The organism is Paenibacillus polymyxa (assembly GCF_018614975.1).
Taxonomy (GTDB): domain Bacteria; phylum Bacillota; class Bacilli; order Paenibacillales; family Paenibacillaceae; genus Paenibacillus; species Paenibacillus polymyxa_E.
Genome location: NZ_JAGGNR010000039.1, coordinates 1 through 12,116 on the forward strand (window position 1 = coordinate 1; position 12,116 = coordinate 12,116).

Sequence of the window (12,116 nt, forward strand, 5' to 3'; positions counted from 1 at the left end):
TTATAACAAGAAAGATACCTTAGCACGTCATCCGGGCTAAGGTATCTCAATGAACTAATTTTTGTTTTTTTAACTGTCTACTTTACAGGGAGCGGTTCACTACGATAGCCGGGAGTGCTCTTTTTATATAATTTAGCTCTATAAACGGCCATTAATCCAAATTCACCTTGTAATTTTACTTACCGGTAAATATAATTTATTAGAATTGACCAATAAGGGTGGTGAAGCAGCTTGGATGTATGGATATACTCCGTACTTACTCTTGTTTATTTGATACTTGTTGTGCGGATGGCCGTCGATTTAACCCAGAGAAAGCAATGGCTCGCGTATTCCAGTTTTCAGCTATTCGTAGCGTTCAGCTTGGCATATGATAATGTAATTATTGCTGTAGGTAAGTTGATAGGGGATGGGGAGGTGTTAATGGTTCTCAGTAGCCTTCGATTTTGGCTACATGCCTTTGCTACCCCTACCCTTATTCTAGTTGGCTACCATATCTTGCGCAGCTCAGGTGCCAAGGTTGCAAATAGAAGTATAACGAGTGTGGTAGCATGGCTGATAACTTTAGGTTTGGTTATCTACCAGATTGTAGGCTTTACTATATCCGAGGTTAAAAATCTTAAGGTTATAGAAGAGTATGGAGTACTGAGATATATGGCAGAAGGTCATGGAGGTCCGCCGATGATGGTTATCGTCGTGGGGATTGTACTCTTATTGGTTAGCCTGATCGTTCTTTTCAAACATAAATGGGTATGGCTGTTTGTTGGGACTGCATTATTGTTTGTAGGGCAGTTAATCTCCCTGCCAGTGGAAACCGGAACTTTAACCAATGTGTATGAGCTGATCCTCATCCTCTCAATTTGGAGAACGACTACATTTTTGAGGGATTCAACAGATCATCGCCGTCCTTAAGCCCCCATGCATCAGAAAAGACTGGCCAGTAAGATACAGGCCAGTCATCTGTGTTTGTTTATTTCATTTTTTTATTCAAATATCCTTAGTATCTGATGAGGCAGACACAGTACTCACCGAGTCACGATAGATGATGTTGCCTTTCACGTGTACACGGCCGAAACTGCGGTTTGGGTTATCGATCTTTTTGAGCATGGACTGGACTGCCGTGCGCGCCATCTGTTCCACATCCACTTCGACGGTTGTCAGCTTGGGATCGGAGAGCGTGGCATAGATATCATTATCAAAACCAACAACAGAGCATTGGCCAGGCACCTGAATATCCATGGAAGTCAGTTTTTGAACCAGCAGATGAGCGACTTGATCACAGTTGCATACAAAGGCCGTTGGAAGTTGCTCTGGCAGATCGATCTCAATAAACGTACCCCGTTCATCCCGATCATTCAGAACCAGATCTGGGTTCATCGGCAAGCGATGTTCCAGCAAGGATTTGTAGTACCCGAGGAATCGATCCTGGATGCTGCTCGTGGAATACAGGTTCCCCACATAAGCAATGTTACGGTGGCCCTGCTGAACCAGAACGTTCGTTAGCTCATAGGCCGCGTAGAAGTTATCGGTAACGACGGAATCGATATCGGAATGTTCATCGTAGAAGTCGAGAAACATTTTGGGAACTTCCATCGATCGCACCAGTTCAATATACGCTTTGCTGATCTGTCCGAGCACGATGAAACCATCCACCTTGTTGTCGCTGTACAGCTTGGGCAGCGTTAATTCTTCCTCATCCTCGACATTCAGAATGTGCAGAATGCCGTAGTAGCCCTGTTCCTCCAGATGTTTGGTGATGCGCTGGAACACGCGTACATAGAACGACTGCGTAGGCCCGGTAAAACGCTCCGGAATAATTACGCCAATATTATGGGTTAAGCCTTCCTTCATCGAACGGGCAGCAGAATTATACCGATAGCCCATTTGGGCAGCAAGCACTTTAATTTTTTCCTTTAATTCGCCACTCACGCCATCTTTATCATTCAATGCTTTGGAGACGGTCACACTGCTGACCCCGAGCCTGTCGGCGATATCCCGCATGGTGATATTGTTCTTCAGTATGGTCGCCTCCTTCAAGCCGGTATAGGCACAATGTGCTGTCATTATGATGAGTGCTTTCCTCCAACATAATAACAATCCATATCAGTATACATCGTTACCCACTTGGAATAAAGCCATTCTGGCTGTTGTTTCGCTAATTTTCAGCACATTGCAGGCTTCCCTGAGAGGACGCTCTACCGATGTTACGTTAATTGTTTCTGTAAAAGCTTCTCATTCTGTTCAATCAGCTGACCCCGCTGGCTGGCACAGTCCAGGGAACGATATGGATCGGCCGGTGTATTAAACGTATAATCAACTAGTTTTTCCAGAGTCGTTGTTGCCACATGACAGCGGGTATCACTGGAAGCGTAATAGATAAAGACTTCTTCTTTCTCATTGACTACAGCACCGTTGCAGAAAATAACATTGGATACATCGCCTACACGCTCGTCGTCATAAGGAGCAATGAAGTGGCCGCCCGGCTTGGCAATCACACGCGCCGGATCATTCAGATCCGTAGCGAAGGTGTATAACACGTAACGCAGGCCTGCCGCGGTGTTCCGAACCCCGTGAGCAATGTGAATCCAGCCACGATCCGTCTTGAGCGGAGCAGGGCCTTGACCGTTTTTGACTTCGTAGACCGTATGATATTGACGTTCGTCGATAACCGTCTCTTCATGAATGACCGGATTCAAGATATCCTCACACAGACCAAAGGCGATTCCACCGCCGCTGCCTGTGGAGATAAATCCGTCTTGTGGACGGGTGTAGAAGGCATACTTTCCATCCACAAATTCCGGGTGCAATACGACATTGCGCTGTTGAGGGGAATTCGTCGTGATGTTGGGCAACCGTTCCCAGCTTGTAAGATCCCGTGTCCGAACCAGTCCTGCCTGTGCAACTGCGCTGGACGTATCCAATGCAGGAGCCTCCGGGTCTTTACGTTCCGAGCAATAGATGCCATAGATCCAGCCGTCTTCATGTTGAACAAGGCGCATATCATACTGATTGGTTTCATCCGCATCGATATCTTCCCAGACTAATGGTTTACCCGTAAAACGAAACCCGTCAACTCCATTGTCACTCTCCGCGAGCGCAAAGATCGATTTGCGGTCCAATCCTTCGGTACGAATGACCATGACGTATTTGCCATTGAAATAGATGGCTCCTGGATTCAGCGTCGCATTAATGCCCAGACGTTCCATGAAATGCGGGTTGGTCGTCTCATTCAGATCGAATCTCCAATGCAGCGGTACATGATGGCGAGTGATTACCGGATATTGGTACCGATCATATACTCCGTTGTAGAAGGAAGAATTGATCTCATTGGGGCGAGTAAGCAGCTGTTCCTGTTTCTCCAGTAACTCCTTGTATTTCGGGTGTATCATTATGATCCCATCCTCTCGATTAATTCAATACAGAATCTGCTATTGTGATACGGGCATTTCCACGGTCCGGCAATTTCGCTCTGATCCGGCGTACCGTTCCCATCAACCGACCAGTACCATTCCCCACCAGTGCGCTGATCTATGATGTTTTCTTTTGTATAGGTCCACAGGTGATCCACTCTCTCCATAAACAAGGGATCACCTGTACGCTGATATGCGTTATAGAAGCCAACCATCGCCTCCGCCTGAACCCACCAAATGCGCTTATCATCGATATGTTCACCTTCTTGTTCATTGAGCAGGGAACCATCGGCATTCACGGCTACATTGGAGATGTTATAGGCAATATCCGTGACCATCGCCGCATACTCCGGATGTTGTTCCATCCCCAGCACTTTCAGTGCTTCGTCAATCAGCCAGCTGGCTTCAATGTCATGTCCGAACGAGCGAAGGTCAATGATGGATTCCCACTGTTTGTTGAAAAATACCCCGAGAAACTTGGTGTCTTGGTCATACACACGTTCATACAAAATTCCGAGCAGACGTTCCAGCGCCGCCTTCACTTGTTGATCCGGCCACACTCGATAGAGCGTGGTGTAGGCCTCCAGCACATGGATATGCGTATTCATGGTGTAATCCGCAATAACCCCATTTTCGCTCAGCATCTCATTGGGTTGTTCCTTCCATGTGCGATCAAATTGTTCCTTGTACGCAGGTCGTTCGGCATCCAGACCTTTGTCCTCGATTAGTGCAAAAAGCGTTTTCGCAAGTTCCAATGCAGAAGCATCCCCAGTAGCACGATAGTACTCACTGAGTGAATACACGCCGAATGATTGCGTATACACATGTTTGCTCGTGTCCAGCGCTTCCCCTGTGTAATCTACCATCCAGTACATACCGCCATATTCGGTATCCATCACATGGTCAGCGAGGAAACGATAGGCGTGCTCCGCGTGATCTCGCCATCTTTGATTTCCGGTAACCCGATAGGCTGCTGCAAAAGACCATAGTTGCCGTGCCGTGGCGATCCCGCCTTTGGGTGCCTGTGGATTTACCTGAAGATCATTGCCAACCCAGCCGTAGAATCCACCGTGGGTTGTATCTTGAAGGTTGGACCAGAAGGGTAAAATCTGCTTCTCCCAATGCGCCTTAATTTCAGATTGAAGTTCAGTTGTTTTTGTATTCATAAGTGAGCGCTCCTTCAACGTGTTACATAGATCTTAAAATATAAATGGACTAAAGAATATTTACACTGGCCACTCCGATGACAGAATAACCTTCCGATCGCTGTTATCCCCAGATTTTTTGATTCCTTGTCATAAGGAGAAAATCCGGGGATAAAGGCGAACGCTCCGCTTCTCCAGGTTCTTTCTGTCCTCTCCGTTTCGTGTAAATGTTTAATAAATTCATATATTTAAGTTAACGGTAACTTTATAAAATAATATTAGTGCTCTAAAAAACAGATGTCAACGAATTACCTCGCAATTTTTCTTGTTAGGTTCTAAATAAATGAATTGACAGGTAAGCGTTACCATAATAGAATTCATTTTGTAACCTTAACGATAACCTAATTAACTTGAGAGAGGGGTCGAAACAATTGAGGAAAAACAAAGGTTGGATGATGTTGCTGACGATGCTGCTCATCACTTCACTACTTGCTGCATGTTCATCCGGAGGTGGATCTTCGCAGGCAGGGGAGGAGATCAGTACAGATCCGGCAGATATCAAAGGTGAAATAACCGTTCTGACGCAACGGACAGATATTGTGGATACCGTGTTCAAAGACTACGCTGCAGAGTTCAATAAGGAATACCCGGATGTCAAAGTGAACTTCCAGGCACTGGCCGACTATGAAGGTCAAGTGAAGATCCGTATGAGCACCAAGGATTATGGTGATGTGCTGATGATTCCGACCAGTGTTCCGATCGCGGATATCCCGGACTTTTTTGAGCCGCTCGGCACTTACGATGAATTGAAAGACAAATACACGGCGATTGAGGAGCGTATGGTGAATGGTCAGGTATATGGTATTCCTACCGTGATCACATTCTCCGGAATCATCTATAACAAACAGGTCTTCCAAGATGCAGGTATTACCGAGCTGCCAAAAACACCGGAGCAATTCCAGGCAGCGCTTCAACTGGTCAAAGACAATACAGATGCCGTTCCGCTTTACACCAACTATGCATCCGGCTGGGCGTTGACGCAGTGGGAAGCAGACCTGCCAACGGTCGCAGGTAGCGTAGATTACGTGAACGTGGACCAACCCAATACCGATGAGAACTTTGTGCCTGGTCAGCCGCACTACGAACTATATAAAGTGCTCTATGATGCAGCCAAGAACGGTTTAATCGAGAAAGATCCAACGACAACCGACTGGGAAAGCTCCAAAGCTGATCTTGCCAAAGGCAAAATTGCCACAATGGCACTGGGCTCTTGGGCCATCACACAGATCCAAGGTATGACGGATACACCTGATGACATCGGATTCCTTCCTTTCCCAACCAATGCAAGCGAAGTGGTGGTACCACTCTCCGCTGACTATAACATCGGCATGAACGTCAACAGTGAGAACAAACCTGCTGCGAAAGCCTGGATTGACTGGTTCTTGGCGAAATCGAACTACGCAGTTGAACAAGGCGGCGGTATGGATGCAGACAAGAATGCTGAATTGCCACCGATTTTGGATCAATATAAAGATGTGAAATTCTCCACGCTTACGCCCGCCAAAGAGGGCCAGGAAGGTCTGGTCGACAAGATCGATAACGAAGGTGAAATCGGCCTCTGGCAACCTGACTTCAAGAAACGCATTATCGAAGCAGGTCTTGGTAACCGCAAGGAATCGTATGACGATATCATGAAAGATCTGAATGATAAGTGGGTAAAAGCCCGGGCAGAACTCACGAAATAATTGGATTAACGTAAGTGAATCAGGTGATGAATGGACTGCGGGGATATAGGAATCCATTTATGAATGGAGCATGGAGTATGTGGTATTTGAAAGCATGATCCCCATGCTCTTCCCCCGGCAGTTGTTCCACGGGAATTCCATTGGACGGGAGACTTTTGATATATAGGCGGGTGAACCGCTTGGAGGTGTGGAGAGCATGAAGTACTTAAAACTTTCGAATTGGGGCTACTCAGCGCAACGCATATTTATTATCTGTGCCTTCTCGATTATTCCGCTGGCGTTGCTGTTTACATTTGCATACTTACCAGTCATTAACATGTTCAAATACAGTTTCACCGATTGGAACGGATATAGCAAAAGGTTCGATTATGTTGGCTTTGAGAACTATACGCGCATATTCAGTGATCCCGAATACTTCAAAGTATTTATTGTCAGCTTGTATTACTTCGTGGCTACGTTCTTACAGATGGGATTGGCGCTTTACTTTGCCACGATTCTGAGTTTCAAAGTTCGAGGCAAAAACTTCTTCAAGGGCATACTGTTTTTCCCTTATTTGCTGAATGGGGTAGCCATCGGTTTTATCTTCCTCTTTTTCTTCAAACCAGACGGTACACTCGATATGCTCATGCATGCTGTAGGGCTGGGACAATATACGCAGCTCTGGCTCGGTAATCCGAATATTATCAACGTGTCACTCGCAGGTGCATCGGTATGGAGATACATGGGCTTCAACTTTATCATTTTCCTGGGTGCAATCTCCTCCATTCCGAAGGATGTATATGAAGCATCTGATATTGATGGCGCCAATCGCTGGCAGCAATTCCGCCACATCATCCTGCCAAGTATTACACGCATCCTGCAGCTCAACCTGATCTTGGCGATTAGCGGCGCAATTAGTGCGTTCGATATTCCATATATTATGACTGATGGTTCCAACGGCAGTATGACCTTTGTAATCCAAACGGTTCATTTGGCGTTTAAATATGGCAAGCTGGGACTGGCATCCGCCATGGCTGTGGTGCTGCTCATGATTGTTATTCTCGTTACACTCGTTCAGCGCGTGACCATGAAAGGGGAGGAATGATTGTGAACCAATTCAAGTACACCCTTGCGAGCGTGGTTAAATATACTTCCCTTGTTCTTGCAGCGTTTATCGCACTGTTACCTATCGTGGTCATTCTGTTTGCATCTCTCAAAACCAATGCGGAATACGCTACCAGCAGCCCGCTAACCCCGCCAGCCAACTGGCTGAACTTTGCGAACTATGCAAAGGCTTTTGTGGATGGCAACATGCTGGTCGGTTTCAAAAATACAATCATTATCCTGATCATCTCCATTATAGGTGCTACCTTGACCGGCTCCATGATCGCTTATGTGCTGGATCGGTTCAAATTCAAAGGCAAGAAAATCATGGTCGCGGCATTCCTGCTCGCTACGCTGATTCCAAGTGTTACAACGCAGGTCGCCACATTCCAGATCATCAACGCGCTCGATCTGTTCAACACACGCTGGGCGGCCATCGTGATGTACCTGGGTACAGATATCATCGCGGTTTATATTTTCCTGCAGTTCCTTGGCTCCATCTCAAGTGCACTGGATGAATCCGCCATGCTGGATGGCGCTTCGTACTTCACAATCTACTGGAAAATCATTCTGCCACTGCTGAAACCGGCCATTGTAACAGTCATTATCGTGAAGGGTGTGAACATCTATAACGATTTCTACACACCGTTCCTGTACATGCCCAAGACCGATCTACAGGTCATATCCACCGCTTTGTTCAAATTCAAGGGACCGTTCGGATCGCAGTGGGAAGTCATCAGCGCCGGCATCATGATCGCCATTATTCCAACCATGATTATCTTCCTGCTGTTACAGAAGTACATCTACAACGGCTTCGCGCAAGGCTCCGTTAAATAAAAAAACATAAGGCTATATGAAATGCATAAGAGAATGCACAGGAACAAAGAGGACAGAAAAAAGCTGGAGAAACGGAGGGGACGCTAAAAGCTTTCTGAAAGAAAGCTCGCTCCGTAAGCATAAGCTATAACCGGATTTTCCCCCTTCATAAGGGGATCAAAAAAATCTGGGGATAACGGCGATCGGAAGGTTGTTCTGTCATCAAAGTGGTCTAGTGTAATTTTAGTATTCATTTCATAAAGCCTAACCGAAGGGAGAAATGAAAAATGACAGTTGCCGAAACAAAAAACGTACACATTGTTGGGGATGCTTTGCCAAATATGCCGTGGGAGGCTAAACCTGAGGGAACAGAAGGCCCGGTATGGAGACATTCGGCCAATCCGGTGGTTCCGCGTAATCCGGTCAAAGGTGTTGCCCGCATTTTCAATAGTGCCGTTGTACCATATGAAGGGAAATTCATTGGGGTATTCCGCGCCGAAACCGTGAATGGCCGACCACATCTGCACATGGGCTTCAGTGAGGACGGTTTGGAGTGGACAATTGAAGAGGAACGCATTGCATTTGTAGATGAAAATGGCGATTCGTTCATGCCAAACTATGCGTATGACCCGCGTCTGGTCAAAGTCGAAGATACGTATTACATCATCTGGTGTACAGACTTCTACGGCGCAGCCCTAGGTCTGGCGAAGACCGATGACTTCCAAACGTTTATCCGCCTTGAAAATCCAATGCTGCCGTTCAACCGGAATGGCGTGTTGTTCCCGCGCAAAATCAACGATAACTATGTAATGTTGTCCAGACCAAGTGACAGTGGACATACCCCATTCGGAGACATTTTCCTGAGCGAAAGCCCGGATCTTGTGTACTGGGGCAAGCACCGTCATGTGATGAGCAAAGGCGGTCAGGGCTGGTGGCAATCGGTCAAAATTGGCGGCGGTCCTGCTCCGATCGAAACGTCCGAAGGCTGGCTGATGTTCTACCACGGTGTCACTGGAACCTGTAACGGCTTGGTATATAGCATGGGTGCGGTCATTCTGGATCTGGATGAGCCCTCCAAAGTGAAATATCGTTCCTCCAACTTCGTACTGACACCGGAAAAATGGTACGAGGAGCAAGGCTTCGTTGATAACGTCATCTTCCCGTGTGCCACACTGCATGATGCTGAGACCGGACGTATCGCCATCTATTACGGCGCTGCCGACACATATGTGGGCGTTGCCTATACGACCATCGAAGAGATCGTGACCTATGTCATCCAGACCGATGAGGTTATTGCAGGTGACCGCGAGGAAGGCAAGCTGTAATGCATATGGAGTACATCAAGGGATTTACATTTGGCTGGCTGAGTGGCAGGGGAGAAAGCATTATGCGGCGATTGCAGGGCAGGAAAAGTGCGAGATATTCATCGCAGGCTGTGAGATGGTGCAATCCGAGCGTCGGGATCAAGAGTGGCGCGGGGTGATCGCTGGTGTGCGTGAAGTGTACACTGGACTGGTCATACAACACGGACAAATATCAGGAAGGTCATGTGAAGTGGTGGGATGCTGTGGACTTGATCTCTTCCAGTGGGTATTATCCCATCGGAGATTGGGAGGCACAGCTGGATCGAATTGAGCAGCGATTGCTCCCTATGGCAAACCCTTTTTCTTCGCGGAAGCAGGTTGTCCCAGCCGCAATGGGATCAGCCCGGGGATCGAATGATTGGGGACAGGAAGGCGAAGTAAGTGCTGAGGAACAGCAGCGTTTCTATGGGGCCATGTTCGGGCATGTCAGTCAGCGTGAATGGGTACGCGGATTCGGTCTGTGGGACTGGAGTGCACATTTACATGACGAGAAAGATGCGCTGACCGATGACGGATACGGGGTGTATGGTAAGCCAGCAGAGCAGGTGATTTGTCGGTTCTATGAGAGCGTCGCTGTAGAAGTTTAAACGAGAAATAAGAAGATATATGTGAAGCGGGACTATAGGTAATATATCTGCATATGTACTTTCGTGATTTCCGTGCTGTGAGCAAGGAATAGCAGATTATTGGGGACTTATTTTTGCAGTTGCGATTCATATTCAGGTATAGAGGCCCTTCCTCCTATAGGAAGGGCTTTTTTTGGCTATTTTAATAACAACACATACTATGTCGAATTTTGTTGACAAAAGGAGGGCTCCTGCCTATTCTTAATAAATGAATATGAGAATCATTATCATAAAATAGAGAAAAGGGGTTCTACATCCATGTCTGTACAACATCGCAAATCTTCGGCCCTCACACTGGCAACGATGCTCTTGTTGCTATTGGTTATCGTGGGCTGCAGCAATACAGGAAGTGCAGATAAATCCTCATCTGCTGCTTCGGATCAAACATCTGAGAAGTCGATTACGATGTCATGGCCACGTGATATCGGTACAATGAATCCGCATACGTACAATCCTTCGCAATTATTTGCCCAATCGATGCTCTATGAGCCACTGATCAGTTACCAGAAGGACGGAAAGCTGGAACCTGCGCTGGCAGAATCATGGACGATCTCTGAGGATGGCAAAGTATATACATTCAAGCTTCGCCAAGGTGTGAAATTCTCAGATGGTACACCATTTAATGCTGAGATTGTGAAAAAGAATTTTGATGCTGTAATGAAAAATAAAGATACACATAGCTGGCTTGGCATTGTAGGGGTGCTCGACAAGACGGAGGTTGTGGACGATCAGACTTTCCGACTGACACTCACGGAGCCGTATTATCCTGTTCTTCAGGACTTATCTGTAGTTCGTCCTTTCCGCTTCCTGGGTGAAGCCGGATTCCCGGATGATGGAGATACATCCCAAGGCATCAAAGAGCCGGTTGGAACGGGCCCGTGGATGCTGGCGGATTACAAGCAGGACGAATATGCTGTTTTCAAGCGTAACCCGAACTATTGGGGAACAGCACCAAAGGTGGATCAGATTACGGTTAAAATCATTCCCGATGGTGAGACTCGTGTACTCGCTTTTGAAAAAGGCGATCTCGACCTGATCTATGGTGAAGGTGTGATCAGTCTGGATGCATTCCAGCAGCTTCGTGACAATGATGAATATGTGACCCAATTGTCTGATCCGGTGGGCACTCGTAGCTTGCTGCTGAACTCTTCCAATCCAAAGCTGTCCGATGTCAGAGTGCGGATGGCGCTTCAGCGAGGGTTTAACAAAAAGGCAATGGTAGAAGGCGTGACTTCCGGATTGGAAGAACCAGCCGATACAGTACTTTCCAAAAACTACCCGTACACCAATGTAGACCTGGAAGCGATCACGTATGACGTGGAGAAATCCAAAGCTTTACTGGATGAAGCGGGCTGGAAGTTGCCTGCAGGTGGTACGGTTCGTGAAAAAGATGGTCAGCAGCTTGATTTCGAGATGATTTTTGATAAAACGGACCCGATTCAGAAAGCGATGGCTGAGACCATTCAGGCGGAATGGAGCGAGCTTGGGGTTAAGGTAAACCTCACGGGGCTGGAACTGACGGTACAGATCAAACGTTTGAAAGCCAATGATTTCGACCTGTATTTCTGGTACAACTATGGTGCGCCATATGATCCACATTCCTTCATTAATGTTGTGGCAAGCCCTGGATTCGGGATTTCCGAGACCCTGAATGCGTTGCCGATGAAAAAGGAACTGGACGATCAGGTGCATGCAGCACTATCATCTACAGACGAGACAGAGCGCCAGGAGTTATATGGCTCTATCCTGAAAACACTTCAGGAGCAATCGGCGATCGTACCGATCTCTTATATTAAGAAAACGGCTGTATATCAGAAGAAAATTTCCAACTTTATTTTCCCGGCGAACCGTGATGAAAATCCGTTTGTGGGCATTGAATTAGGCAATTAATAAGTAGTGACTTTGAGAGTGGTAAGGTCATGTAGCTTGA

9 protein-coding genes and 1 pseudogene are annotated in these 12,116 nt (G+C 46.9%); 7 read left to right on the forward strand and 3 right to left on the reverse strand.

The annotated features are described in order from the left end of the window. Positions 1-231: 231 nt before the first annotated feature. The gene (locus J7E78_RS24085) at positions 232-909 is read left to right on the forward strand and encodes a hypothetical protein (protein ID WP_215078691.1); all 678 of its coding nucleotides are present in this window, start codon (positions 232-234) and stop codon (positions 907-909) included. 75 nt (positions 910-984) lie between these two features. Here the strand turns inward: J7E78_RS24085 and J7E78_RS24090 are convergent, their stop codons facing one another. The 3 genes from J7E78_RS24090 to J7E78_RS24100 all read right to left on the reverse strand — a co-directional run bounded on the left by J7E78_RS24090 (position 985) and on the right by J7E78_RS24100 (position 4,573). Next, on the reverse strand, positions 985-2,061 hold the full coding sequence (locus J7E78_RS24090; protein WP_215078692.1) for a substrate-binding domain-containing protein: 1,077 nt from the start codon (positions 2,059-2,061) through the stop codon (positions 985-987). Between the two features lie 140 nt (positions 2,062-2,201). Beyond that, positions 2,202-3,386 carry a glycoside hydrolase family 130 protein gene (locus tag J7E78_RS24095; protein ID WP_215078693.1) on the reverse strand — a complete coding sequence of 395 codons (1,185 nt, stop codon included), beginning with the start codon at positions 3,384-3,386 and terminating at the stop codon, positions 2,202-2,204. Continuing rightward, entirely contained in the window at positions 3,386-4,573 is a 1,188-nt protein-coding gene (locus J7E78_RS24100) for an AGE family epimerase/isomerase (RefSeq protein WP_215078694.1), read from the reverse strand. The genes J7E78_RS24095 and J7E78_RS24100 overlap by 1 nt, the downstream gene beginning before the upstream one ends. A 410-nt stretch (positions 4,574-4,983) precedes the next feature. On the opposite strand from J7E78_RS24100, the gene J7E78_RS24105 reads away from it, so the two are divergent. From J7E78_RS24105 to nikA, 6 genes and pseudogenes are all read left to right on the forward strand, one after another. Further along, positions 4,984-6,297, forward strand: coding sequence for an ABC transporter substrate-binding protein (locus J7E78_RS24105; RefSeq protein ID WP_215078695.1), 1,314 nt, complete (start codon positions 4,984-4,986; stop codon positions 6,295-6,297). Between the two features lie 196 nt (positions 6,298-6,493). Beyond that, positions 6,494-7,381, forward strand: coding sequence for a carbohydrate ABC transporter permease (locus J7E78_RS24110; RefSeq protein WP_036606603.1), 888 nt, complete (start codon positions 6,494-6,496; stop codon positions 7,379-7,381). After that, positions 7,378-8,217 carry a carbohydrate ABC transporter permease gene (locus tag J7E78_RS24115; protein WP_215078696.1) on the forward strand — a complete coding sequence of 280 codons (840 nt, stop codon included), beginning with the start codon at positions 7,378-7,380 and terminating at the stop codon, positions 8,215-8,217. Before J7E78_RS24110 ends, J7E78_RS24115 begins: the two co-directional genes overlap by 4 nt. Before the next feature lie 266 nt (positions 8,218-8,483). Further along, entirely contained in the window at positions 8,484-9,521 is a 1,038-nt protein-coding gene (locus tag J7E78_RS24120) for a glycoside hydrolase family 130 protein (RefSeq protein WP_215078697.1), read from the forward strand. Further along, positions 9,481-10,147 (forward strand): annotated as a pseudogene (locus J7E78_RS30115) (glycoside hydrolase family 113). The gene J7E78_RS24120 and the pseudogene J7E78_RS30115 overlap by 41 nt, the downstream one beginning before the upstream one ends. Positions 10,148-10,444: 297 nt before the next feature. After that, positions 10,445-12,076, forward strand: a complete 1,632-nt coding sequence (gene nikA, locus J7E78_RS24135) for a nickel ABC transporter substrate-binding protein (RefSeq protein ID WP_215078700.1) — start codon at positions 10,445-10,447, stop codon at positions 12,074-12,076. Positions 12,077-12,116: the final 40 nt, after the last annotated feature.